The organism is Streptomyces cirratus, assembly GCF_014650775.1.
Lineage (GTDB): Bacteria > Actinomycetota > Actinomycetes > Streptomycetales > Streptomycetaceae > Streptomyces > Streptomyces cirratus.
This window is the reverse complement of sequence record NZ_BMVP01000015.1, coordinates 1-24,599: the sequence shown is the minus strand read 5'-3', so window position 1 is coordinate 24,599 and position 24,599 is coordinate 1. Positions and strand designations below refer to the sequence as shown.

Below are 24,599 nucleotides of genomic sequence, written 5' to 3'. Positions count from 1 at the left end.
GACGTGGTGTCAACAGAACCGATCGGACGATAGGAATGGAGGGAGTCCGGATGTTCCGAAGAGCGCTGAACTGCGCCGTGGTCCCCGCCGTCGCCGTCTTCGTGGCGATGTACGGGATCAGCCCGGCGCAGGCCGAGGAGATACCCAAGGCGCCCGGCCACCGCCTGGTCAGCCAGTACGACGGCGGCCCGGCAGCCGCCGCACCGCTGCCCGGCGAAGCCCCGCCGCAGCACCCCTACCTCGCGCCCAACGGCCGCAGCGGCATGCACTCCGACGCCGCGGGCAGCGCCACGTCACCCTGGTCCGGCCCGCTCGGCAAGAACCCCAAGGTGACCAGCGAGAAGATCGCCGCTCTCGGCGGCGAATGCGCCACCGCCACCTTTGACACGGCCGGCCGGCTGGTCACCGTCTGCGGCACGTTCTCCGGCTTCAAGGTCAAGCTCCTGGATCCGCAGACGCTGGCCACGCTCGCCGAACACCAGCTCCCGCAGCGCTCCTCCACCGTCGAGGCGATCACGTCCCTCGACTTCTCCAAGATCTTCAAGGACACCTCGGGCGGCGCCTACTTCTACCTGGACGACCAGGACCGCGCCGTGCTGGCCGACTCGCGCCAGCACATCCTGCGCCTCGCCCACTCCCAGAACCCGGACGGCGGCTGGAAGTTCACCGTCGACGCCGACTGGGACCTCACCGCTCACGTGCCGCACGACTGCGTCGGCTGGACCAACCTGTGGCCCAGCGGCACCTGCGATCCCGTCACCTCCGTGATGCCCGACTGGGACGGCCGCATCTGGTGGGTCACCCGCCAGGGACGCGTGGGCACCGTGGACCCGACGACCTCCCGGATCCGTTCCGTCCGCCTCGACGGGGAGGAGATCCAGAACTCCTTCTCCGTCGCGCAGGACGGAGTCTCCATCGTCACCGACCACGCGCTGTACAGCTTCCGCGCCACCGCCGACGGCACCCCCGAGGCCCAGTGGCGCCAGACCTACGACCGGGGGACCGGAACCAAACCCGGTTCCGTCAACCAGGGTTCCGGCACCACCCCGGACCTCTTCGGGGACGGCTACGTCGCCATCACCGACAACGCCGACGACCGGATGAACGTGCTGGTCTACAGACGGGGCGTGGACGTGCCGGCGGACCGGCGGCTGGTCTGCAAGGTCCCGGTGTTCGCCTCCGGCGCCTCCACCACCGACAACTCCCTGATCACCTGGGGCAACAGCATCGTCGTCGAGAACAACTACGGCTACGAGAACCCCACCAGCCTGCTGCTCGGCAAGTCGGTGGTCGGGGGAGTCAGCCGCATCGACGTCCGGCCCGACGGAAGCGGCTGCGACACGGTGTGGCACAGCGCCGTCCGCTCGCCCTCCGTCGTGCCCAAACTGTCCACCGGCAACGGGCTGCTGTACTTCTACGAAAAGGAGCCCAACGCCTGGGGGATCGACGCGTGGTACCTCACGGCGGTGGACTTCCGCACCGGCGAGCGCCGCTGGCGCCGGCTGACGGGCACCGGGCCCCTGTACGACAACAACTGGGCGCCGATCACACTCGGTCCCGACGGCACGGCCTACGTCGGCGTCTTCAACGGCATCGTCGCGGTACGCGACGGGGGCTGACGGGCCGGGCGGCGGGCGGCGGACGGTGCCCCGGGGCTCCTTGAGGAGCGCCCGGGGCGAGCCGGTCGTCAGCCGCCGTGCCGCCAGAGCGGATGCTCGCGCTCCGCCCAGTGCCGGTCGACGGAGCCCGTGCGCAGGCCGCGCCGGGCCTCCGGATCGCGCAGGGCCATGCCGATGTGTCCGGCGACGACGACGCCGAGGGTCAGGGCGAGCCAGTCGTGGACGAAGGTGGCGCCGGTCCGCAGGACCAGCGGGGCGAGCCCGGTCAGCCACATCAGCAGCCCGGTGCCCAGCATCACCAGCACCGCCCCGGCCAGCCAGCCCGCGTACACCTTCTGCCCGGCGTTGAACTTCCCGGCCGGACGGTCCCCGCCCCGTCGCAGGGCGCTGCGCAGCCACACCCCGTCGTGCGGCCCGAACCGCCCCAGGCGGCCGAGGTCGGCGCGCAGGGCGCGGGACGCCAGGCCGAACAGGACGGGGACCACCAGCAGCAGCCCCGACCACTCGTGGACGGTGACCACCAGACGGCGGCGCCCCACCAGCTCCGCGAGCGGGGGAAGGTACAGGCACCCCGCGGACACCACGCACACGCCCATCAGGGCGGCCGTGCTGCGGTGGACCCACCGCTGGGTCCTGCCGAACCGGTGTACCCGCCCGGGTGTTTCAGACGGTAGGGGCATCGTCGCGTCCGTTCGATCTGCCGACCCACGCGTCGACGTCGTAGCCGAGCCGTTCCCAGTAGCCCGGTGCCACCTCGTCGGTGACGGTGATGCCCGAGAGCCACTTCGCGGACTTGTAGAAGTACATGGGGGCGACGTAGAGCCGCGCCGGTCCGCCGTGGACGTGGCCCAGCGGTTCGTCCTGCATACGCAAGGCCACCATGACGTCGTCCCTGCGGGCCTGCGGGAGGGTGAGGCTCTCGGTGTAGGCGCCGTCGAAGCAGGTGAACCGGATGGCGCGGCCCTGCGGCCGCACCCCGGCGGCGTCGAGCAGCCGCGACACCGGGACCCCCTCGAAGGCGGTACCCGGCACGCGCCAGCCCGTGACGCACTGGACGTCCCGGACCACGCGGGTCTGCGGGAGCCGCCGCAGCGCGTCGAGGTCGTACGTGGCCGGCCGCTCGACCAGTCCGTCGACGGTCAGCCGGTAGTCCGCGGGGCCGCGTTCGGGCACCGAGGAGGCGACCGAGTAGTAGCGGAAGCCGCCGCCGTTCGGGAGCAGACCCGTGAGCCCCGTCGGATCCTTGTCGGCGGCCGCGCCGAGCGCGGTTTCGAGCCCGCGCTGCAGAACGGGCGCGGCCAGCAGCCCGGCGGCGCCGAGGCCGACCATGCCGAGGACCAGCCGTCGTCCGACCGGCGTGCCGGTCTCGTCGGGGTCGGGTTCCGGATGTGGTGGTCCCGGGGCGGGCTGCTCTGTACTCACGCGCTGATTCGACCACTTGCGGGCGCCCGCCACCAGGGGCGACGCGGTGCCGTCAGACTTCCGTCACATCCTGCTCCAGTCCACTTCGGCGAGTCGCACATGCTATCCGGACGTAGCGGTTTGTGCGGTAGGTGCGGCGTGGCAAGCCCGTTCGAGTCCGCAGGGCAATGCGGGTGAGGGCGGCGAACCGGCCGTTCCCTGGCCGGCCCCACCATCCCGGGACCCCTCCCCGCGGGCCGTCTTCACCGGTTCGCCCAGCCTCACCACCAGAGTCCGGTACTTCCCCCGGGCGCGGCGCTCGCGCACACGCCGCCGTGCCGCGTTCGCCGCAGCGCATCCCGCAAGGGAGACTCCATGTCCAAGGGGCTGCTGCTCCGCCGCGTCACCGGGAAGGTCGCTCGCCATCGGCGCCGCACGGGCCCTGGCCGTACCCGCGACCGCATCCGCCGGCACCGTGAGCGTGACCGTCAGGACTCCCGGCGCCACCTCCGGCCCCGCCGTCTTCGCCGAGATGTCGGCCCACGCGGACTGCTCCGGCGGGCACCGATCCGACGCAGCGTCAGGTCAACCGTCCCGGACCCTTGACTCTTCTTGCGGCAGTCGCGATTCTCGGTGGACCTTGGGCGGGACATGACAATCCAGCCCGCCGTCCGCCGACCGGAGACATGGTGATGGCCGTGACCCGACAGCCGCACAGCGGAGGCAGGCCGATCGCGGTCCTGTCCTTACTCCTGGCCATGCTCGCCATGGTCCTCGGCCCCACCCAAGGGGCCGCCGCGGACGGCCCGGGCTGGTGGGACCCCGTCGCCCGGCCGGCGCCGGACTCGGCCGTCAACGTCACGGGCGAGCCCTTCAAGGGCACCGACGCGCAAGGCAACGTACGCGGCTTCGTCGACGCCCACGACCACATCATGGCGAACGAGGGCTTCGGCGGCCGCCTCATCTGCGGCAAACCCTTCTCCGACCTGGGTGTCGCCGACGCCCTCAAGGACTGCCCCGAGCACTACCCCGACGGTTCCCTCGCCATCTTCGACTTCATCACCAAGGGCGGCGACGGCAAGCACGACCCCACCGGCTGGCCCACCTTCAAGGACTGGCCCGCCCACGACTCCCTGACCCACCAGCAGAACTACTACGCCTGGATCGAACGCGCCTGGCGCGGCGGCCAGCGGGTACTCGTCAACGACCTCGTCACCAACGGGGTCATCTGCTCGGTCTACTTCTTCAAGGACCGCGGTTGCAACGAGATGGACGCCATCCGCCTCGAAGCGCAGAAGACCTACGACATGCAGGCGTTCATCGACAAGATGTACGGCGGCCCCGGAAAGGGCTGGTTCCGTATCGTCACCGACTCCGCCCAGGCCCGTGACGTCGTCAAACAGGGGAAACTCGCCGTCGTCCTCGGCGTCGAGACCTCCGAGCCCTTCGGCTGCAAGCAGATCCTCGACATCGCCCAGTGCAGCAAGGAAGACGTCGACCGGGGCCTGGACGAGCTCTACCGCCTCGGCGTCCGCAGCATGTTCCTCTGCCACAAGTTCGACAACGCCCTCTGCGGCGTCCGCTTCGACGAAGGCGCGCTCGGTACGGCCATCAACGTCGGGCAGTTCCTGTCGACCGGCACCTTCTGGCAGACCGAGAAGTGCGCCGGCCCGCAGCACGACAACCCGATCGGGCTCGCCCCGGCGCCGCAGGCGCAGAAGGAACTGCCGCCGGGTGTCACGGTTCCGGCGTACGCGGCCGACGCCCAGTGCAACACCAGGGGCCTCACGGCGCTCGGTGAGTACGCGGTGCGCGGCATGATGAAACGCAAGATGATGCTCGAAGTCGACCACATGAGCGTCAAGGCCGCCGGGCAGGCCTTCGACATCCTGGAGACCGAGTCCTACCCGGGCGTGATCTCCTCGCACAGCTGGATGGACCTCGGCTGGACCGAGCGGCTCTACAAGCTAGGCGGTTTCGCCGCCCAGTACATGAACGGCTCCGAGGGTTTCAGCGCGGAGGCGAAGCGTACGCAGGCACTGCGCGAGAAGTACGGCGTCGGCTACGGCTACGGCACCGACATGAACGGCGTCGGCGGCTGGCCCGGCCCGCGCGGCGCGAACACCCCGAACCCCGTCAGGTACCCGTTCCGCAGCACCGACGGGGGTTCCGTGATCGACCGGCAGAGCGCCGGACAGCGCACCTGGGACCTCAACACCGACGGGGCCGCGCACTACGGCCTGGTCCCGGACTGGATCGAGGACATCCGGATCGTCGGCGGCCAGGGCATCGTGGACGACCTCTTCCGCGGCGCCGAATCGTATCTGCGCACGTGGGGCGCGTCCGAGCACCACCAGGCCGGGGTCAACCTCGTGGCGGGAGCGGCGGCGACGGCGAGTACCTCGGAGTGGAACCCGTTCACCAGCTACGCGCCCGGCCGCGCCGTCGACGGCGACCGGGGAACCCGCTGGGCAAGCGACTGGAACGACGACCAGTGGTTCAGCGTGGACCTCGGCTCCTCGAAGCTGGTCAAGCGCGTCACCCTGGACTGGGAGCGCGCCTACGGCAGGGCGTATCGCATCGAGACCTCCGCCGACGGCACCAACTGGCAGACGGTCTGGTCCACCACCACCGGTGACGGCGGCCTGGACACCGCCCAGTTCGCCGGAGTCCCGGCCCGCTACGTCCGCGTCCACGGGCAGGGCCGCGGCACGCAGTGGGGCTACTCCCTCAACGAGGTCGGCGTCTACAGCAGCTGACCACGCACGGCGGCAGCTGACCACGTGGGGCATGCGTCCCGGCGGTGAACGCGTACGACGCGTACGACGTGTACGACGTGTACGAAAGGAACACGCATGGGACGCATGCCCCTGGCCGACCGGCGGCGCCAGCTGACCGAGGCGGCGATCCGGGCGATGACCCGCGACGGCGTCGCCCGGACGACCACCCGGTCCATCGCCGCCGAGGCCGGGCTGTCGCTGAGCGTCTTCCACTACTGCTTCGACTCGAAGCAGGCCCTGCTGGAATCCGTCATCGAGACGATCACCGAACACTGCATCCGGGTGGTCCGGGAGGCGCTCCGCCCTCGGGCCACCCTCCACGAGACGATCCGGGCCGGCTTCCAGGCCTACTGGGACCACGTGGTGGCCAACCCGGGCGAGCACATGCTCACCTACGAGCTCACCCAGTACGCCGTGCGCCAGAGCGACTTCGCCCACCTCGCGCGACGGCAGTACCGGCTGTACTCCGACACCTACGGCGCACTCATCGATCAGCTCCGCACCGTGATGGACTTCGAACCGGCCGTGCCGACCGAGGTCCTCGCCCGCTACCTCGCCGCCATGACGGACGGCCTGACCCTGCGCTTCCTCGTCCTCGGAGACGAGGAAGCGGCCTCCGAGGTCCTCGACATGATCACCGACCACGTCACCGGCCTGGTACGCGTTCCCGTCCCACGGGGTGCGGGAACCCATGGCGGGGGTGACGCGTTGAAGGGACAGTGGCCGACGTAGAAGGAGGTGTCCGCAGATGTCCACAGGCGGAAAGGTCGCGGTTGCCGGCGTGGTGGCAGCCATCGTGCTGTTCGCGACGGTCGGATTCTGGGCCGGGCTCCTGGTCCTGATCGGGGTGCCCACCGTGGCGTACTTCATGCTGGACTCCTCCCAGCGACGTCGGCTGCGGGGTATATCCAGGAAGCAGATCGGCCGCTGACGGCGGCCAGGGGGACGCACATGGGCAGCGCACAGGTTACGGCGGTCAGCAGCAACGGCGTCTACTCGTTCACCAAGCCGAGGCGGGAGAGCATCACGCTGCTCGCCGGGCTGGGCGTGGAGGGAGACGTACACGCCGGGGTCACCGTCAAACACCGTTCACGAGTGGCACAGGACCCGACCCAGCCGAACCTGCGGCAGGTCCACCTGATCCACCGGGAGCTCTTCGACGAGGTCGCCGGCGCCGGCTTCACCGTCCGGCCCGGCGAGCTGGGGGAGAACGTCACCACGGAGGGCGTAGACCTCCTCGCCCTGCCCGTCGGGACACTGCTGCGCCTCGGCGAGGAGGCCTTGGTGGAGGTGACCGGCCTGCGCAATCCCTGCCTGCAGATCGACAAATTCCGCAAGGGGCTGCTCAAGCAGGTCGTCGGCAGGGACGAGGAAGGCCGTCCGGTGCTCAAGGCCGGCGTCATGGGCGTGGTCCGGCACGGCGGCACCATCCGCCCGGGCGACCCCATAACGGTCACCCTGCCGCCGGGCCCGCACATACCGCTCGAACGCGTCTGACGCGGGGGAGCGCGGCGGCCCGAGCAGGGTGCGTCCTCAGACGGGCCGCACGGCGATGCGCTGCAGCTGCTCCAGCAGGTCGCGCAGTTTCGGCAGCTCCGGGTGGTCCGGGTGGCCGTCTTCAGGGACCGGCAGGACCTCGCCCGGCTCCTCGTCGAGCAGGACGAACGCCGTCTCGCCGGTGCGCGCCACCAGCGACCAGCCGGGCCCGTCCGCCCGGAGCGTCCGTGCGCCCTCCTCTGCGAAGGAGGACCGCACCCGGCCCGGCGGCGGGGCCTGCTCCGCGTACCCCGCTGCCTGGGTCAGCGCCCGTGCCAGCCCCGGGTGCGCGACGGCCGCCGCCCCGCCGTCCGTCGCGACCCGCCGGCGCCAGTCCGTCCAGTCCCGGGCGATCTGGTCCGCGCCCAGCCGACGCTGTACCGGCCCCCACACCTGCGCCGAGGGCGGGGCCAGCGGCACCCGGCCGGTGCCGTCCGCGCCCTGCTCGGGATCGTGAGGGTCGGGCAGGCCGGACGCGGAGACCGTCAGCTCCAGCGGCCAGCCCGCCAGCGAGACCACGATGGTCCGCTCGTCCGGGGACAGGTCGTACTCCATGCCGCAGTCCCAGGAGGCGATCGCGGTGGCCACCAGCGCGACGTCGTCCACGACGACCGTCCAGCGCGCGCCTTCCTCGTCCTGCCCGAGCACCAGCCCGTACCCGTCCGGGACCGGCTTCACGCCCAGGAGCGCGCACGCCTCGGGGTAGTCGTCACCGAGGACGGCCGGGAACTGGGTGGGGGTCACCAGCACCGCGGTCAGCACGTACAGCGAACCCCCGTCGTCCTCCGCCTGTGACACGTGGCCTCCTCCCGATCCGGTCGCTCGCTCGTCGGCGCACCTTAACCAGTGGGTAACTCACCCGTCGAGAGCCCGCGGGCGTCGATTTTCAAGCCGGGCACGCGGACGACGAGTTGAGGTCCCGGCCGACGGCCGGCCCCGCTGTCGGTGCCGGGTGGGAGACTGCCCGGCATGATCGAGCCGACCGCGAAAGCGGATCTTCTGCGTTACCTCCAGGACGCCCGCGACGCCTTGCTGTGGAAGATGGAAGGGCTCAGCGAATACGACGTCCGCCGCCCTCTCACGCCGACCGGCACCAACCTGTTGGGGCTGGTCAAACACCTCACCGGGGTGGAGCTGGGGTACTTCGGGGACACCTTCGGACGGCCGTTCTTCGACCAGGGGCCGCCACCCGCCTGGTACACCGAGGCCGCTGAGCCCAATGCGGACATGTGGGCCACTGCGGAGGAGTCCCGTGAGGACATCGTGGGGCTGTACCGGCGCGCCTGGAAGCACTCCGGCGAAACGATCGGGGCGCTGGCGCTGGACGCGGTCGGGCAGGTCCCGTGGTGGCCGCGGGAGCGACGGGCGGCGACCCTGCACCAGGTGCTCGTGCGCGTGATCGCCGACACCCACCGGCACGCCGGCCACGCCGATGTCGTGCGCGAGCTCATCGACGGGTCCGTCGGGTGGTCGAAGGGCAATGACAGCATGCCACCTGGTGACCAGGCGGCACGGGAGCGCTACCACGACCGGCTGGAGCGGGTGGCGCGGGAAGCGCAGGGGGCGCCGGAGGACGGCAGGGGCTGATCCTGTCGGCGCAGGGTGTCCGCGCCCCGTCCGCGCCGGGCGCGGGAGGTCAGGGGCGGCGGGAGGCCAGGGCCAGGAAACGGTCGTCCTCGTCCGCGTACGAGGTCATCTCCCAGCCCGCCGCCGACAGCAGTGGGCCCAGGTTGGCGGCGGCCCGCAGATCCTCCGGGGTGAGTTCCCGGCCTTGGCGGGCGGCGAGCGCCGCCCGCCCGATGGGGTGGAACAGCGCGAGCCGCCCGCCCGGGCGGACCACACGGGCGAGTTCGAGCAGTCCCGACTCCGGATCGGGGAGGTGCGCGATCAGACCGGCCGCGAACACCGCGTCCAGCACCCCCTCACGCAGCGGCAGCCGGGTGACGTCCGTGAGCAGCAGCGCCGCCGCGTCCGCCCGCCCGGCGTCCCGTGCGGCGGTCAGCATCTCCGGGGTGAGATCCGCGCCGATCACGGTTCCCGAGGGTCCGACGGCCGCGCGCAGTGCGGGCAGTGCGCGCCCGGTGCCACAGCCCGCGTCGAGCACCCGGTCTCCCGGCCGCAGACCGGATTCGGCCACGGCGCGTGCGAAGGCGGGGCCGTCGTCGGGGAACTTGCGGTCCCAGTCCGGGGCGCGCGCCCCGAAGAACTCCCGGACATGCGTGTGGTCTTCGCTCATGGGCCCATGATCTCCCACATGGATGCCCCGCACGGGCCCCGCCCCGCACGGGGCCGTGCACAAGGTGACATCCAGCCTGATCGAAGACGAACGTAGCTCTGTCATATTCCAGCAGTTACAGCGGGTTTCGAAATGCGCCCCTTGTTCGCGCCCTCACCCGCACTAGCGTCCGTTGGCCATGGGACACCTGCACCACGCCGCCTATGGCTGGCTGACCCCCGCGCTGTCGTACGTGATGGCCTGCATCGGCGCCGCCCTCGGGCTGCGCTGCACCGTCCGCGCCCTCGCCGCGACCGGATCCACCCGCCGCAACTGGCTCCTCACCGCCGCCTCCGCCATCGGAACCGGCATCTGGACGATGCACTTCGTCGCCATGCTCGGATTCGAGGTCACGGGGACCGACATCCACTACAACGTGCCGCTGACCATCCTCAGCCTCCTCGTCGCCGTACTGGTCGTCGGCGCGGGCGTCTTCGCCGTCGGCTACGGCCAAGGCCGCGGCCGGGCCCTGGTCCTCGGCGGCCTGACCACCGGCCTCGGCGTCGCCAGCATGCACTACCTCGGCATGGCCGCCCTGCGCCTGCACGGTACGGTCTCCTACCGGCCGCTCACGGTCGCGCTCTCGGTCGCCATCGCCGTCCTCGCCGCGACCGCCGCCCTGTGGGCCGCGCTCCACACCACGTCGCCGCCGGCCGCCGCCGGCGCCTCGCTCGTCATGGGCGCCGCCGTCAGCAGCATGCACTACACCGGGATGCTGGCCGTCGCCGTCCGCGTCACCCCCTCCGACGCTGCCCTGCCCGGTGCGACCGCCATGCAGTTCATCTTCCCCCTCGCGGTGGGGCTCGGCTCCTACCTCTTCCTCACCTGCGCGTTCGTGGCCCTGTCCCCGACCGCCGACGAACGGGCCGCCTCGGCGTCGGCACGCAGCCTCGGGGAGAACGCCGTGGGGGCCCGCTGAGCGCCCCCGCCCCGACCTCCGGGGCGCCCACGTCGAACGCCCGCACCGACCGCACCCTACGTACAGCCCCGGAACGAGGAGCCCCATGCGCACACCCCGCAGGAGACCGGAAGCAGCGCCCCCCGCGCGCGGCCGCCGGGCGCACGCCGGGCCACCCGCCGAGGAGCCGCCGGACGGTGCGCAGGCCCACGCCCCGCGGCTCCCGGCCCCGCGCCCCGGGCCGGGGATCCGCCTCCGCCCGGGCACCGTGCGCGCCAAGGTCGTCTCCCTGCTGATGGTCCCGGTCGTCTCGCTGCTCGGGCTGTGGGCCTTCGCGACGGTGAGCACCGCCCAGGACATCGCCCGCCTCAGCCGCGTCCAGCGGATCGACGCACAGATGCGCACCCCGCTGTCGGCCGCCCTCGCCGAACTCCAGGCCGAGCGGCGAGCAGCAGTCCGCTTCCTGGCCGATCCCGCGGCCGAGCAGGGCGCCGCCCTGGAGCAGCAGGCCCGGCGCACCGACGCGGCGATACGCCGCTTGCGGCTCGGCGACCGGAACACCGTGGCCGACTCGGGTGACCACCCGAGGGAGGTCGTCGCCCGGCTCGGTGCCTTCGTGGCCGCCGCCGAGGAGCTCGGCCCGTTCCGCAAGCAGGTCACCGGCCGGGGCGCGAGCGCCGAAACCGCCTACGAGGCCTACACCCGGGTGGCCGACTCCGCCCTCGCCGCCGCCGGTGCCTTGTCCGGTGGAAAGGACCCCGAACTCGGGGCCGGGGACCGGGTGCTGCTGGAGTTCGGCCGGGCCGGGGAGCTGCTCTCCCGGGAGGACGCGCTGCTCGCCCTGCCGGGGGCGCCGGGCGCGCAGGCGCAGCGCCGTCTGACCGGCGTCATAGAGACCCGGCGCGCCCTGACCGACTCCGCCGCGCGGGACCTGCCGGGCGCCGGGCAGCACGCCTGGGAGGCGGTGACCAAGAGCGCCTCGTACGCCGAGCTCACCGGAGCCGAGGAACGGGCGCTGGGCGCGGCCGTCCCGGGGAACGGGACCGCGCCGAAGGAGGCCCGTGGGGTGCCCGCCGGCTGGGACCCCGCCTACACCGAGGTCAGCGCGTCCCTGCGGGAGATCGCGGAAGCCGCCCACGCCGGAGCCGCCCACCGCGCCGCGCCCTTCGCCGAAGGCGCGTTCGGCGCGTCGGGTGCCGCCGTGCTGCTGGGTCTGGCCGCCGTCGCCGCTTCCCTCGTCATCTCCGTGCGCATCGGGCGCGCCCTGGTCGTGGAGCTGGTCTCGCTGCGCAACACCGCCCTGGAGATCGCGCACCGCAAGCTCCCGTCCGCCATGGAGCGGCTGCGTTCCGGTCAGGAGATCGACATCGACGCCGAGACCGCGTCCGGACCGGTCGCGGACGACGAGATCACCCAGGTCGGCGAGGCGTTGTCCACCGTCCACCGGGCCGCCCTGAGCGCCGCCGTCGAGCGCGCCGAACTCGCCGACGGGGTCAGCGGCGTCTTCGTCAACCTCGCCCGGCGCAGCCAGGTCCTGGTGCACAAGCAGCTCACTTTGCTCGACTCGATGGAACGGCGCGCCGAGGACCCCGGCGAGCTCGGGGACCTGTTCCGGCTCGACCACCTCACCACCCGGATGCGGCGGCACGCCGAGAGCCTGATCATCCTTTCCGGCGCCGCCCCCGGCCGGGCGTGGCGGATGCCGGTGCCGCTGACCAACGTCGTCCGCGCCGCCGTATCCGAGATCGAGGACTACAAGCGCGTGGAGGTCCGCCGGCTCGCCGAGGCGGCCATCGTGGGCGGCGCCGTCGCCGACCTCACCCACCTGCTCGCCGAACTCATCGAAAACGCGGCGCAGTTCTCGCCGCCGCACACCAAGGTCCGGGTCAGCGGCGAGCCGGTGGGAGCCGGCTACGTCGTCGAGGTCGAGGACCGCGGACTGGGCATGGGCAGCGCGTCTCTCGACGAGGCGAACCGCCGCATCGAGCAGTCCGAGGCCCTCGACCTCTTCGACAGCGACCGGCTCGGGCTGTTCGTCGTCAGCCGGCTCGCTGCCAGGCACGGCATCCGGGTACACCTGCGCCCGTCACCCTACGGGGGGACCACCGCGGTGGTGCTGCTGCCCAACTCCGTGATCCAGGGCGCCATAACCGTCGGCACCCCGCCCCCACGCCCGACCTCCTCAGCGCCCCCGCCCTCTTCACCGCTCCCCTCCTCTTCACCGCTCCCGGCCGAAGAGCCGGAGCCTCGGCGGCCTGCCCCGGTGGCGCCGCTGCGGCCGCGCGGCGCCGGTGGCGGTGCCTCCCGTGGACAGGCCCCGGCGGCGCCGGTCGCGCCGGCACCCGAACCCGCGCCGGCACCCGATCCCGCGGCGGTGGTGACTGAACCCGCGGCGGTGACCGAACTGCCGCGCAGGGTCCGCCAGGCCAGCCTCGTCCCGCAACTGCGCGAGGTTCCCGCTCCGGTGGAGCCGGCCGAGGCGCACCTCTGCGCGGAGCTGCCCGGCCGCAGCCCCGAGCAGGTCCGGGACCGGATGGCGGCGTACCAGGCCGGCTGGGCGCGCGGCGCCCGGGAGAAGTCCCCCCACCACGGCAGCGAAGGAGATTCCTGATGGTCGAACAGCGGAGAACCGACCTGGGCACAGCCCACGGATCCGGCGAACTGAACTGGCTGCTCGACGACCTCGTGGTACGGGTCAGGGAGGTCCGCCACGCGGTGGTCCTGTCCAACGACGGCCTCGCGGTCGGTTCCTCCAGCCGGCTGAGCCGTGAGGACGGCGAGCACCTGGCCGCCGTCGCGTCGGGCTTCCAGAGCCTCGCCAAGGGCGTGGGTCGGCACTTCCGCGCCGGGGGCGTGCGCCAGACGATGGTGGAGATGGACGACGGGTTCCTCTTCGTCGCGGCCGCCGGGGAAGGCTCCTGCATGGCGGTGCTCAGTGCCGCGGGCGCCGACATCGGGCTGATCGCCTACGAGATGGCCCGGCTGGTGAAGCGCGTCGGTGAACACCTCTACACCCCGCCGCGGTTCACGGCGCGGCCGCCGGCCGCCGGTTGAGAACGGCGGCCGCGCGTATGGAAGGCCATTGGTACGACGCGGAGGCGGGCCCGCTCGTGCGTCCGTACGCCATGACGGGAGGGCGCACCAGACCGGGCCCGCACGGGGCCAGGTTCGACCTGATCGCCCTGGTCGTGGTGGACCGGTCGGGCACGGACACGGCGGACGAGGCGCTGCTCGGCCCCGAACACCGGGCACTGCTCGGGCTCTGCCGGGCCCAGACGCAGTCGGTGGCGGAACTCGCCGCCGACGCCGACCTGCCGGTGGGCGTCGTGCGGGTCCTGCTGGGCGACCTGTTGGAGGGTGGCCATGTGAAGGTCAGCCGTCCGGTACCGCCCGCCCGGCTGCCCGACGAGCGGATTCTGCGGGAAGTCATCGAAGGATTGCGAGCACTGTGATGGGACTGCAGGACGACGGACCGGGCCCGGACGCCGGAGCGGACGCGGAGTCCGCTCCGCTCGCACTGAAGATCTTGGTGGCGGGCGGTTTCGGGGCGGGCAAGACCACCCTGGTCGGATCGGTCAGCGAGATCAGGCCGCTGCGGACCGAGGAACTGCTCAGCCAGGCGGGGGAGCTCGTCGACGACACGGGAGGCGTCGGCCGGAAAACGACCACGACGGTGGCCATGGACTTCGGACGGATCACCATCCGGGCCGGGCTGTCGCTGTACCTGTTCGGGACACCGGGGCAGGACCGGTTCTGGTTCCTCTGGGACGAGTTGTCGCAGGGCGCGCTGGGCGCGGTGGTGCTCGCGGACACCCGGCGCCTGGAGGACTGCTTTCCGGCCGTTGACTACTTCGAGCACCGGCGGATCCCGTTCGTGGTGGCCGTCAACTGCTTCACGGGGGCCCGGCGGTACGGGGCGGACGAGGTGGCGCGGGCCCTGGACCTGGAGCAGGGGACGCCAGTGGTGCTGTGCGACGCGCGGGACAAGGACTCGGGGAAGGAAGTGCTGGTCAGGCTGGTCGAGTACGCCGGGCGGGTGCACACCGCCCGGCTGCTCGAATCCGTGGGTCCGCCGACGGGGCCGCACTGACGGGCGCCCCCGCCGACCGGATCGGGAGCGGTGCACGGGCTTCCACCGGCGCGGGAGACGGCGGGTGTACCCCGCGACGACGGCGGCCGGGTGAACGCCCGCCATTCCTCTTGAGTCATCTTCTGCGCCGGGGGTCCGTCCTCCTTGCCGGAAAGCAGCTGGTGGGGAAGGCTTGCGGACGACCGAGCAGAGTGGGGCGCGGCCCGTGGGCCGCGCCGACGGGGAGGGGCTCTACATGGCACTGGACAAGCAGCTCGACTGGCTGCTCGACGATCTGACGCGCAGGGTCCCGCAAGTGCGGCACGCGGTGGTGCTGTCCAACGACGGGCTGGTCACGGGGGCGAGCGCCGGGCTGGCGCGGGAGGACGCCGAGCACCTGGCGGCGGTCGCGGCCGGACTGCAGAGCCTGGCGAAGGGATCGGGGCGCCACTTCCGGGCGGGTGACGTCCGGCAGACGATGGTCGAGTACGACGAAGGCTTCCTGTTCGTCGTGGCGGCGGGCGCGGGCAGCTGCCTGTGCGCGCTCAGCGCCGCCGAGGCGGACATCGTGCAGGTCGCCTACGAGATGACGCTGATGGTGAACCGGGTGGGCGAGCACTTGGGCGTCACGGAGCGGCGGATCACCGGGGGGTGAGCGCCCGGGAGAGCCCGTGAGGGGCACGACCGGCTGCCGGATCCGGAGTTATCCACAGGCGCCGCGCTGCTCCGTCGCACTCGGTTACGGTCTTCACACAGAGTGATCGCCACTCGGTGGGGGAGGACCGTGATGAAGAGTGATGTGCAGGACTGTGCCGTACGGGAAGCGCCCGGGCGGATGGTGGCGACGGAATGCGCGGAGGCATTGGCGCCGGTGTCGGCGGACGCGCCGCCGCAGGAGCAGTTGTTCGGCGCCGTCCGGGCGTCCCGGGAACTGGGTCTCAAACGGGGTGAGTTCGCCCGGGCCGTCCAATTGGGGCTCGTGCGTGCCGGACCGCGGGCGTCGAGCGGGGCCGTCCGCTTCACCCGGGCCGAGCTGGACCGGGTCCGCGCGACCGGTGGGTTCCCGGAGACGCTGCGGGCGCGCGTCGAGACCGTGGCCGGCGCGGATGCCGCGGCCGAGGTGCTGGGGGTGGGGCCGAGCCGGTTGACCCGGCTCGCGCGCTGCGGGCACCTCACCCCGGTCGGCTACCGGATCAACCGGTACCGGGCCGTGGTGTGGCTCTACCTGGCTGCGGAACTGAGGGAGTTCGCGGTCCGGGAGGCCGGGATGCTGAGGGGGATCGCGCCCCCGGCCGACCGGGAGCTGATCGCGGCCAAGACCGACCTGCGGCCGCGGGCATGGCGCGGGCGGCATGTGGGACTGCTGCTGAGACGGACCACCGATCCCTGGGAGCGGGCCGCCGTACTGGCCTCCGTCCTCCCCGAGGAGGAGCTGCGGGCCGTGGTGCCCGATCCGGCGGAGCGGATCGTGCTGGCGGCCCTGGCACCGCCGCCGCCCTACGGGCATCCGCAGCTGCCGGCGGCCGCGGCCGTGGCGCTGCCGCTCCTGCGGGCGCAGGACCCGGACGAGATCCACTGGTACCGCACCAGTCTGGACTTCGCCCTGACGGGGGCGCGCGGTCAGTCGAAGTCGACGCCGGAGAGGGGGCCGACGTAGACCCAGGCCCCGTCCTCCCGGGAGAAGCCGCTGAGTTCGTGCATGGATCCGGTGTGCCGGCCCTCGCGGTAGTGCGCCCTGAACTCCACCGACCCCTGCGTCTCGAACATCCCGCCGCGCTCGGTGGCGAGGACCTCCAGCCGCTCCCAGCGCTGGCCGGGGTCCAGTTCGAGCCCGGCCGGGCGGGTCGAGGAGTGCCAGGACCGCAGCAGATAGGCGGTGTCACCGACGGCGAACGCGCTGAACCGGGAGCGCATCAGCAGTTCGGCGGTGGGGGCCTGCCGCTCACCGGAGTGGAAACGGCCGCAGCACTGGGGATAGGCGGCGGGCAGCCCGCAGGGACAAGGGAGGACCGGCGTGGGCATGGTGGGGCTCAGCTCTTCGGGGTTGACGGCGCGGACGGGTACGGGCGGAAGAGGCCTTCCTGGACCACCGAGACCAGCAGCCTGCCCTCCAGGTCGTAGATACGGCCGCGGGCCAGGCCCCGGCCGCCGTGCGCGATGGGCGATTCCTGGTCGTACAGGAACCACTCGTCCGCTCGGAACGGCCGGTGGAACCACATGGCGTGGTCCAGGGAGGCCATGTCGAAACCGCGCATGCCCCACAGGGGTTCGACGGGGATGCGCACGGCGTCGAGGAGGGTCATGTCACTGGCGTAGGTGAGGGCGCAGGTATGGACGAGGGGGTCGTCGCCCAGCGGGCCGACGGCGCGCATCCACACCGCGCTGCGCGGATCGGCGTCCTTGAGCTCCTCGGGGGTCCAGCGGAGCCGGTCCACGTACCGGATGTCGAAGGGCTGACGGCGGGCCATCCGCTCCAGCGCCTCGGGCAGCGCGCCCAGGTGCTCGCGGATCTCGTCGACCACCTTCGGGAGCGCGTCCGGGTGCGGGAAGTCGAGGCGAGGAGGCAGCTGGTGCTCGATGCTGCCCTCCTCCGGGTGATGGAAGGAGGCGGTCAGATTGAAGATCGTTTTGCCCTGCTGGATCGCGGCGACGCGGCGCGTGGTGAAGGAACGCCCGTCGCGCACCCGCTCCACCTGGTACACGATCGGCACCCCGGGGATGCCGGGGCGCAGGAAGTACGCGTGCAGCGAGTGGACCGGACGGTCGCTCTCGGTGGTGCGGCCGGCGGCCACCAGCGCCTGGCCGGCGACCTGCCCGCCGAACACGCGCTGGAGGGATTCCTGGGGGCTGGCGCCCCGGAAGATGTTGACCTCGATCTGCTCCAGGTCGAGCAGATCGACCAGTCTCTCGGCGGGGTTCGTCATCAGGGGTTCTCCACTGTCGGGTCCTGCGGGTCCGGTGGCGCTGGCTTACGGGGGGCGGGTCAGAGCTCGCCGAGCTCGCCGACCGAGGTGACGCGGATGACCGCCCGGCCCTCCTCGTCGGAGGCCGCGAGGTCGACCTCGGCACTGATGCCCCAGCCATGGTCCCCGTTGGGGTCGGCGAAGGTCTGCCGGACGCGCCACAAGCCGTGCGCCGCGTCCTCCTCGATCTGCAGGAGCTTGGGTCCGCGGGCGTCGGGGCCGGTGCCCAGGTCGTCGTACTCGTCCCAGTAACGGTCCAGGGCCTCGCCCCAGGCGTCGGCGTCCCAGCCGGACTCGCCGTCCAGCTCTCCCAGCACGTTGACGTGGTCCAGGGCGGCCAGCTCCACCCGGCGGAACATGGCGTTGCGGACGAGGACCCGGAAGGCCCGCGAGTTCGCGGTGACGGGCTTGACCTGGTCGGCCTTCTCCTGAGCCTCCTCCGCCGTCTCCACCTCCGGGTTCGCCAGCTGCTCCCACTCGTCCAGCAGGCTGGAGTCCACCTGGCGCACCAGCTCGCCGAGCCAGGCGATGAGGTCCTGGAGGTCCTCGGACTTGAGGTCGTCGGGGATGGTGTGGTCCAGCGCCTTGTACGCGCCGGCCAAGTAGCGCAGCACGATGCCCTCGGTGCGCGCCAGCTCGTAGTACGCGGTGAACTCGGTGAAGGTCATCGCCCGCTCGTACATGTCGCGGATGATCGACTTCGGGGACACCGGGTGGTCACGGACCCAGGGGTGGCTCTTGCTGTACACGTCATAGGCGTGCAGGAGCAGCTCTTCGAGCGGCTTGGGGTACGTCACGTCCTGGAGCCGCTCCATCCGCTCCTCGTACTCGATCCCGTCGGCCTTCATCGCGCCCACGGCCGTGCCGCGTTCCTTGTTCTGCTGCGCGGCCAGGATCTGGCGCGGGTCGTCCAGCGTCGATTCGACGACCGAGACCATGTCCAGGGCGTAGGAGGGGGACTCCGGGTCCAGCAGGTCGAAGGCGGCGAGCGCGAAGGTGGACAGCGGCTGGTTCAGCGCGAAGTCCTGCTGGAGGTCGACGGTGAGCCGGATGCTGCGGCCCTCCGCGTCCGGGGTGTCGAGCTGTTCGACGACACCGCCGTCCAGCAGCGAGCGGTAGATGGCGATCGCCCGGCGGATGTGGCGCAGCTGGGCCTTGCGGGGCTCGTGATTGTCCTCCAGGAGGTGGCGCATGGCCTGGAAGGCGTCGCCCGGCCGGGCGATCACCGAGAGCAGCATGATGTTGGTGACCTTGAAGCGCGAGGTGAGCGGCTCGGGGTCGGCGGCGATCAGCTTCTCGAAGGTGGTGTCCGACCATGCCACGAAGCCCTCGGGCGCCTTCTTGCGGACCACCTTGCGGCGCTTCTTCGGGTCGTCACCCGCCTTGGCCAGGGCCTTCTCGTTCTCGATGACGTGCTCGGGCGCCTGCGCGACGACATAACCCGCCGTGTCGAAGCCGGCCCGTCCGGCCCGGCCCGCGATCTGGTGGAACTCTCGGGCGCGCAGCGTCCGCACCCGGTTGCCGTCGTACTTGGTGAGCGCGGTGAACAGCACCGTGCGGATCGGGACGTTGACACCCACTCCGAGGGTGTCGGTACCGCAGATCACCTTCAGCAAACCGGCCTGCGCCAGCTTCTCCACCAGGCGGCGGTACTTGGGCAGCATGCCCGCGTGGTGTACGCCGATGCCGTGGCGTACGTAGCGGGAGAGGTTCTGGCCGAACTTCGTGGTGAAGCGGAAGTTGCCGATCAGCTCCGCGATCTTGTCCTTCTCCTCGCGGGTGCACATGTTGATGCTCATCAGCGACTGCGCCCGCTCGACCGCCTGGGCCTGGGTGAAGTGCACGATGTACACCGGGGCCTGCCGGGTTTCCAGCAGCTCGGTGATGGTGTCGGTGATCGGCGTGGTGACGTACTCGTACGACAGGGGTACGGGCCGGGTCGCGGAGCGGACCACCGAGGTCGGCCGCCCGGTGCGCCGGGTCAGGTCCTCCTCGAACCGCTTCATGTCACCGAGGGTCGCCGACATCAGGATGAACTGTGCCTGCGGCAGCTCCAGCAGCGGGATCTGCCAGGCCCAGCCCCGGTCCGGCTCGGCATAGAAGTGGAACTCGTCCATGACGACCTGGCCGATGTCGGCGTACTTCCCGTCGCGCAGGGCGATCGAAGCCAGTACCTCCGCGGTGCAGCAGATCACCGGCGCGTCCGCGTTCACGGAGGCGTCACCGGTCAGCATGCCGACGTTCTCGGTACCGAAGAGCTTGCACAGGTCGAAGAACTTCTCCGACACCAGCGCCTTGATCGGAGCGGTGTAGAAGGTGACCTTGTCCTGGGCCAGGGCCGTGAAGTGCGCACCCGCCGCGACGAGGCTCTTGCCGGAGCCGGTCGGGGTGGACAGGACCACGTTCGCCCCGGAGACGACCTCGATCAGTGCCTCCTCCTGCGCCGGGTACAGGGTGATGCCCTGGTCCTCCGCCCACGAGGAGAAAGCCTCGAAGAGGGCGTCGGGCTCGGCGTTCGGCGGGAGCTGATCAATGAGGGTCACACCCCCCATCTTGCCTGGCTTCCCGCCGGATCAGGCAACCGGCGACCGAAGCGAAGATCATCGACTGTACGCTGTGCCGTCGGCGCGGCCCGAACGAATCAGTCACCGGGGCCCGAGACGAACGAACCGGGGCGGGAAAACGAACATGATGGGTCCGGCGCACTCACTGTCCGGCGCGGCGGCCTGGCTGGGGGTGGGTGCGGCGGCCGCGGCCGCCGGGCACCCGATGCCGTGGCCCGTCCTCGTCGTCGGCGCGCTCATCTGCGCCGGAGCGGCCCTCGCCCCCGACCTCGACCACAAGTCGGCGACGATCTCGCGCGCCTTCGGGCCCCTGTCCCGGGGGCTGTGCGAGGTGGTCGACAAGATCTCCTACGCCGTCTACAAGGCGACGCGCGCCCCGCGCGACGCCCGCCGCAGCGGCGGGCACCGCACCCTGACCCACACCTGGCTGTGGGCCGTCCTCATCGGCGCCGGGTCCTCCCTCCTGGCGGTCACGACCGACCGCTGGGGCGTGCTCCTCCTCCTCTTCGTCCACTTGGTGCTCGCCGTCGAAGGCCTGCTGTGGCGGGCCGCCAGGATGTCCAGCGACATCCTGGTGTGGCTGCTCGGGGCCACCAGCGCCTGGATCCTGGCCGGTGTGCTCGACCAGCCCGGCAACGGCGCGGGCTGGCTGTTCACCGAGCCCGGGCAGGAGTACCTGTGGCTCGGCCTGCCGATCCTGCTCGGCGCCCTGGTGCACGACATCGGCGACGCGCTGACCGTCTCCGGCTGCCCGATCCTGTGGCCGATCCCCATCGCCGGCAAGCGCTGGTACCCGATGGGGCCGCCCAAGATGATGCGCTTCCGGGCCGGCAGCTGGGTGGAGCTCAAGGTCCTCATGCCGGTGTTCATGCTGCTCGGCGCGGTCGGCGGTGCCGGCGCACTGAACTTCATCTAAGTCCTGCCCGGGCCCGGGGAGACCGCCCCGACAGGGCCCTGGCCACCGCCGGCCCCCCGGTACGCCGGACCGCGGCCCACAGAGGCCGCCGGGGGGTGCGGTTCGCGCCGTTTCGCCGCGGGCGGCCCGGGGCGGCCCGCGGCCCCGGTGCTCCGAGGGAACAGCGCGGGTGCGGGTTCGCCCGGCGCCCGAGAAGGCCGGACGCCCCCGCTCCGGTCCGACTGCGGCACAGCCCGTACCGGCTCATTACGGCCAAAGACCGCGCAGCGCCGCACTCCCCGGGATGTATAACGTTCGGCGGGCGTGACGACCGCCCGCACGGGGGCGAGGAGCAAGCTGTGAGCGGGATAGTGATCTACCTGCCGCCGGGGAGCGGCGGCACGGCGGCCGCGGAGCCGGACGGCGACGGCGCGGTGACGTTACGGCTCGGCCCGGGGGAAGTGGCCCGCTTCGGACGGGGGTCGGCCACGACGCCGGTCGAACTCCGCCTCGTCGACGACGCGATCTCCCGCCTGGCCGGCGAGATCCGCGTGACCGACGACCACTGGCAGCTCAGCAACCTCAGCGCCACCCACAGCTACCTCGTGGAGAACCCCGAAGGGGCCGGTGAGTACCTGAGGGTCCCGCCACGCCGGGCGGGGGCCCCCATCCCCTTCGAGTTCTCCCGCGTCGTGCTGCCCACCCGCCGCGACACCACCGTCTCCTTCCAGGTCTTCGCCCCCGACCACGTCTACCTCGACCCGGACGGCCTCGGCGGCGCGGGCGGCCAGTGGGGCGGACGCACGGTCACCGCGTACTCCCTGGACGAGACGGCCACCTACTTCCTCGTCCTCGTGGCGCTCTGCGAACCCCGGTTGCGCGACGAGTCACCGGTCGCGGTGCCGACCACGCCCCAGATCGTCGAACGGCTCAGGGACCACGCGGCCTGCGGCAGGCTGACGGCCCGCGCCGTCAGCTCGCACATCGACTACCTCGCCGAGGAGAAGATGCGCGTCGTCCCGCCCCCCGAGCAGGACCCCGGCCGCGGCGCCCGCCGCAACGGCAAGCGGGAGTCGATCGTCGGCCTCGCCCTGCGGTTCGGGCTCGTCCGGGAAGAGCACCTGGCGCTGCTGCCACCCCGGAGCGGAACCAGCCCCCGCAACGAGCCGACCGGAGGAGGGGAAGGTGCACGGCCCGGCCGACACATCGGGAAGTGACTGCGCGGAGCTGCTCGCGCCCGGCTACCGGGTCGGGAACTGGGAAGTCACCGAACCCATCGCCGCCGGCGGCTGGGGGACCGTCTACGCGGGCCGCGCGGCCGGCGAGGACCGGCCCGCGACGCGGGACACGGTCGCGCTCAAGTTCCTGCCGACCTCCGGGCTCGCCCCGCGCCAGGCCCGCAACGTCGTGGACACCGCCCGGCGCGAGGTCGAACTCGGCCGCCGCGCGGGCCACCCCCGGCTGATCCGCCTCCTGGATTCCGTCGTGCTCAGCGAACCGGACCACCCGTTCCTGGACGGTGCGCTCGTCCTCGTGATGGAACGGGCCCGGCGCAGTCTGAGGGACCTCCTCCACGCGGGCCCGGTGAGCGAGGCCGAAGGCGCCCGACTGATCACCGAGATCTGCGAGGGCCTGGCCCACCTGCACCGCACCGGCTGGGTGCACGGCGACCTCAAACCGGACAACATCCTTCTCATGGCGGACGGCTCCGTCAGACTCTCGGACTTCGGTCTCGCCGCGGAGCTGACCGGAACGCACGGCACCCACGGCTACGCGCCCCCGATGGGAACCTTCGACTACCTCCCGCCCGAGCGCTGGAAGGCCCCCCTCGGCGAGCACGGCGTCCAAGTCCGGCCGAGCGCCGACATATGGGCCCTCGGGATCGTGATCCACGAGGTGTTCACGGCCGGTGCCCCACCGTTCCCCGGCGCCACGCCCATGGCACGCGGCGCGGCGGTCCAGGAGTACGCCGACGGGCGCGCCCCCCTGCGCCTGGACCCCGCCGTACCCCCCTTCTGGCGCGAGCTGGCCGCCGACTGCCTGGCCCCCTCGCACGCCGCCCGCGCCGCCCACACGGCGGAGAGCCTCCTGGCCCGCGTCACCGCCCGCCCGCAGACGCGCGAAGGGCTCCCCGCGGGCCGCAGGCGCAGGGCCGTCCGTGCCGCCCTCGTCTGCGCGCTGCTGTGCGGGACGGCCACGGCGAGCGCACCGCACGGCGCGCGTGACGACGTTCCCCCCCTCGGCGGCGCCGGCCGGATCCGGGTGTTCAACGCCGAACCGACCTGCACCACCCGCACCGACCGGGACCCGGACTGCAGCCTCGGGCTCGCCATCGACCCCCAGCGGCCCTACACCGCGGACAACGTCGTCCCGACCCGGGTGTGGCAGGGCGACGAGCTGGCCGTCGACTGCCTGCTCGCCCACGGCATCCCCATCATCGACGAGCGGGACGCCTGGTCGCCCCAGTGGTTCCGCGTCCGGCTGCCCGCCGGCTCGCCGCGGCCCACCGCCTGGCTGCCCGCCGTACGCACGAAAGACCGCCCCCGCGTCCCCGCCTGCCCCGTCCCCGCCTCCGGACGCTGATCCGCGAGCGCCCCCTGCGCCCCGTCCTGTCGCCGTCTCCGGACGCTGACCCGAAGCCGCCCCCTCCGCCCGTCCCATGCCTATCGGGCACCCTCCGGCGCTGTCACTCCGGATCGTTCCGGATGCCCTGCCCGCCCCGCCCCCGGCTAGCTTGCGGGCTGTCGGTGGGCCGACCGCGCACGCACCTCGCCCCGGCACGCCGAACGTCCCCGCACCGCAAGGTGATTGACGAAGCGAAGGAGCTGGAACGTGCGTGGCACAACAGCTGGGCGCGCGAGATCCGTGACGGCGGTCCTCCTGGTCGCGGCGGCCGTGTCCGCCCTCGGCGGCGGCCCCGCCTCCGCGCGGAACGCGGCCGGGGTACCCGGTCCCCTCGGGCACGCCATGACGGCCGGGTTCTACTGCGACATCCCCCCGGAGCGGGACATCGCCGTGACCCGCAAGGTCTACGAGGTCGGACAGCGCCGGGGAGTGTCCGACAAGGTCATGCTCGCCGGCTTCGAGACCGGCTGGGTCGAGTCCCGGATGAACAACCTCGACTGCGGGGACCGGGATTCACTGGGCGTCTTCCAGCAGCGGCCCTCCCAGGGCTGGGGCTCCCCGGAGCAGGTCATGGACGTCGACTACGCGGCGAACAAGTTCTTCGAGGTGGCCCAGCAGATGGAGCCGGGCATGGAGGGCAGCAGCGCGGGTGAACTCGCCCAGGCCGTCCAGCGATCGGGCTACCCGGAACGCTACCCGCAGGCCGAGGGCGTCGCCCGGCAGATGCGGGACGAGGCCTTCCAGCCCTACGGGACGATCGGCGCCAAGTACTACGGCACGGGCGGACCCGACGGCCCCCTCGGCCGGCCGCTGCGCGCCGAGGAGCCCGCCCAGTCGGGCGGGCGGTTCCAGCTGTTCCAGCACGGGATCGTGATCTGGCATCCGGATGCGGCGTTCGCCGTGTACGGGGACATCCTGGACAAGTTCTGGGCGACGGACGCGGAGCGTCGTTGGGGGTTCCCGACGATGGACGA

Annotated in this window: 24 protein-coding genes; 17 read left to right on the top strand and 7 right to left on the bottom strand. The window is 72.2% G+C overall.

The window, feature by feature from the left end; genetic code table 11:
- The first annotated feature begins 50 nt into the window (after positions 1 to 50).
- On the top strand, positions 51 to 1,619 hold the full coding sequence (locus IE207_RS27115) for a hypothetical protein (RefSeq protein ID WP_190186939.1): 1,569 nt from the start codon (positions 51 to 53) through the stop codon (positions 1,617 to 1,619).
- A gap of 68 nt (positions 1,620 to 1,687) precedes the next feature.
- Here IE207_RS27115 and IE207_RS27110 read toward each other — a convergent pair whose 3' ends face one another.
- Both IE207_RS27110 and IE207_RS27105 read right to left on the bottom strand, forming a co-directional pair.
- Positions 1,688 to 2,299, bottom strand: a complete 612-nt coding sequence (locus IE207_RS27110; protein ID WP_190186938.1) for a cytochrome b/b6 domain-containing protein — start codon at positions 2,297 to 2,299, stop codon at positions 1,688 to 1,690.
- Positions 2,283 to 3,041 carry a molybdopterin-dependent oxidoreductase gene (locus IE207_RS27105; protein ID WP_229874038.1) on the bottom strand — a complete coding sequence of 253 codons (759 nt, stop codon included), beginning with the start codon at positions 3,039 to 3,041 and terminating at the stop codon, positions 2,283 to 2,285. The genes IE207_RS27110 and IE207_RS27105 overlap by 17 nt, the downstream gene beginning before the upstream one ends.
- Positions 3,042 to 3,787: 746 nt before the next feature.
- On the opposite strand from IE207_RS27105, the gene IE207_RS27100 reads away from it, so the two are divergent.
- The 4 genes from IE207_RS27100 (at position 3,788) to IE207_RS27085 (ending at position 7,297) form a co-directional block, all read left to right on the top strand.
- On the top strand, positions 3,788 to 5,779 hold the full coding sequence (locus tag IE207_RS27100; RefSeq protein ID WP_373304778.1) for a galactose-binding domain-containing protein: 1,992 nt from the start codon (positions 3,788 to 3,790) through the stop codon (positions 5,777 to 5,779).
- 96 nt (positions 5,780 to 5,875) lie between these two features.
- On the top strand, positions 5,876 to 6,532 hold the full coding sequence (locus IE207_RS27095; protein WP_190186936.1) for a TetR/AcrR family transcriptional regulator: 657 nt from the start codon (positions 5,876 to 5,878) through the stop codon (positions 6,530 to 6,532).
- Between the two features lie 16 nt (positions 6,533 to 6,548).
- Positions 6,549 to 6,731: a tail-anchor membrane protein gene (locus tag IE207_RS27090; RefSeq protein ID WP_190186935.1), complete on the top strand. Its 183-nt coding sequence runs from the start codon at positions 6,549 to 6,551 to the stop codon at positions 6,729 to 6,731.
- A 20-nt stretch (positions 6,732 to 6,751) separates the two neighbouring features.
- Positions 6,752 to 7,297 carry an MOSC domain-containing protein gene (locus IE207_RS27085; protein WP_190186934.1) on the top strand — a complete coding sequence of 182 codons (546 nt, stop codon included), beginning with the start codon at positions 6,752 to 6,754 and terminating at the stop codon, positions 7,295 to 7,297.
- A 36-nt stretch (positions 7,298 to 7,333) separates the two neighbouring features.
- Here the strand turns inward: IE207_RS27085 and IE207_RS27080 are convergent, their stop codons facing one another.
- On the bottom strand, positions 7,334 to 8,134 hold the full coding sequence (locus IE207_RS27080) for a hypothetical protein (protein ID WP_190186933.1): 801 nt from the start codon (positions 8,132 to 8,134) through the stop codon (positions 7,334 to 7,336).
- 171 nt (positions 8,135 to 8,305) lie between these two features.
- On the opposite strand from IE207_RS27080, the gene IE207_RS27075 reads away from it, so the two are divergent.
- A complete protein-coding gene (locus IE207_RS27075; RefSeq protein WP_190186932.1) occupies positions 8,306 to 8,923 on the top strand; it encodes a DinB family protein in 618 nt (205 codons plus the stop codon).
- Positions 8,924 to 8,972: 49 nt separating this feature from the next.
- Here IE207_RS27075 and IE207_RS27070 read toward each other — a convergent pair whose 3' ends face one another.
- Positions 8,973 to 9,572 (bottom strand): class I SAM-dependent methyltransferase, encoded by a 600-nt coding sequence (locus IE207_RS27070; RefSeq protein WP_190186931.1) that lies wholly within the window; start codon positions 9,570 to 9,572, stop codon positions 8,973 to 8,975.
- Positions 9,573 to 9,750: 178 nt separating this feature from the next.
- On the opposite strand from IE207_RS27070, the gene IE207_RS27065 reads away from it, so the two are divergent.
- From IE207_RS27065 to IE207_RS27035, 7 genes are all read left to right on the top strand, one after another.
- Positions 9,751 to 10,530 carry an MHYT domain-containing protein gene (locus tag IE207_RS27065; protein WP_190186930.1) on the top strand — a complete coding sequence of 260 codons (780 nt, stop codon included), beginning with the start codon at positions 9,751 to 9,753 and terminating at the stop codon, positions 10,528 to 10,530.
- Positions 10,531 to 10,615: 85 nt separating this feature from the next.
- A complete protein-coding gene (locus IE207_RS27060; protein WP_190186929.1) occupies positions 10,616 to 13,120 on the top strand; it encodes a sensor histidine kinase in 2,505 nt (834 codons plus the stop codon).
- On the top strand, positions 13,120 to 13,563 hold the full coding sequence (locus tag IE207_RS27055) for a roadblock/LC7 domain-containing protein (protein WP_190186928.1): 444 nt from the start codon (positions 13,120 to 13,122) through the stop codon (positions 13,561 to 13,563). The genes IE207_RS27060 and IE207_RS27055 overlap by 1 nt, the downstream gene beginning before the upstream one ends.
- A gap of 17 nt (positions 13,564 to 13,580) precedes the next feature.
- On the top strand, positions 13,581 to 13,961 hold the full coding sequence (locus IE207_RS27050; RefSeq protein ID WP_190186927.1) for a DUF742 domain-containing protein: 381 nt from the start codon (positions 13,581 to 13,583) through the stop codon (positions 13,959 to 13,961).
- Positions 13,961 to 14,599 carry a GTP-binding protein gene (locus IE207_RS27045; RefSeq protein ID WP_190186926.1) on the top strand — a complete coding sequence of 213 codons (639 nt, stop codon included), beginning with the start codon at positions 13,961 to 13,963 and terminating at the stop codon, positions 14,597 to 14,599. Before IE207_RS27050 ends, IE207_RS27045 begins: the two co-directional genes overlap by 1 nt.
- Before the next feature lie 235 nt (positions 14,600 to 14,834).
- Complete coding sequence (locus IE207_RS27040) at positions 14,835 to 15,233, top strand: roadblock/LC7 domain-containing protein (RefSeq protein ID WP_190186925.1); 399 nt, start codon at positions 14,835 to 14,837, stop codon at positions 15,231 to 15,233.
- Between the two features lie 132 nt (positions 15,234 to 15,365).
- The gene (locus IE207_RS27035) at positions 15,366 to 16,235 is read left to right on the top strand and encodes a DUF6397 family protein (protein ID WP_190186924.1); all 870 of its coding nucleotides are present in this window, start codon (positions 15,366 to 15,368) and stop codon (positions 16,233 to 16,235) included.
- Here IE207_RS27035 and IE207_RS27030 read toward each other — a convergent pair.
- The 3 genes from IE207_RS27030 to IE207_RS27020 are packed head-to-tail and all read right to left on the bottom strand — an operon-like array spanning position 16,199 to position 20,084.
- Positions 16,199 to 16,600 carry a YchJ family protein gene (locus IE207_RS27030; RefSeq protein ID WP_190186923.1) on the bottom strand — a complete coding sequence of 134 codons (402 nt, stop codon included), beginning with the start codon at positions 16,598 to 16,600 and terminating at the stop codon, positions 16,199 to 16,201. The two genes, IE207_RS27035 and IE207_RS27030, sit on opposite strands and share 37 nt — an antisense overlap.
- 8 nt (positions 16,601 to 16,608) lie before the next feature.
- The gene (locus IE207_RS27025) at positions 16,609 to 17,502 is read right to left on the bottom strand and encodes an acyl-CoA thioesterase (RefSeq protein ID WP_190186922.1); all 894 of its coding nucleotides are present in this window, start codon (positions 17,500 to 17,502) and stop codon (positions 16,609 to 16,611) included.
- Between the two features lie 59 nt (positions 17,503 to 17,561).
- Positions 17,562 to 20,084: a DEAD/DEAH box helicase gene (locus IE207_RS27020; protein ID WP_190186921.1), complete on the bottom strand. Its 2,523-nt coding sequence runs from the start codon at positions 20,082 to 20,084 to the stop codon at positions 17,562 to 17,564.
- Between the two features lie 145 nt (positions 20,085 to 20,229).
- Between IE207_RS27020 and IE207_RS27015 the strand changes: the two genes are divergently transcribed.
- The 4 genes from IE207_RS27015 to IE207_RS27000 all read left to right on the top strand — a co-directional run.
- Entirely contained in the window at positions 20,230 to 21,021 is a 792-nt protein-coding gene (locus IE207_RS27015; RefSeq protein ID WP_190186920.1) for a metal-dependent hydrolase, read from the top strand.
- A gap of 338 nt (positions 21,022 to 21,359) precedes the next feature.
- Positions 21,360 to 22,217 (top strand): serine/threonine protein kinase, encoded by an 858-nt coding sequence (locus IE207_RS27010; RefSeq protein WP_190186919.1) that lies wholly within the window; start codon positions 21,360 to 21,362, stop codon positions 22,215 to 22,217.
- The gene (locus IE207_RS27005; RefSeq protein ID WP_190186918.1) at positions 22,186 to 23,583 is read left to right on the top strand and encodes a serine/threonine-protein kinase; all 1,398 of its coding nucleotides are present in this window, start codon (positions 22,186 to 22,188) and stop codon (positions 23,581 to 23,583) included. The genes IE207_RS27010 and IE207_RS27005 overlap by 32 nt, the downstream gene beginning before the upstream one ends.
- A gap of 249 nt (positions 23,584 to 23,832) precedes the next feature.
- On the top strand, positions 23,833 to 24,599 hold a 767-nt coding region (locus IE207_RS27000; protein WP_229874037.1), incomplete at its 3' end, for an LGFP repeat-containing protein.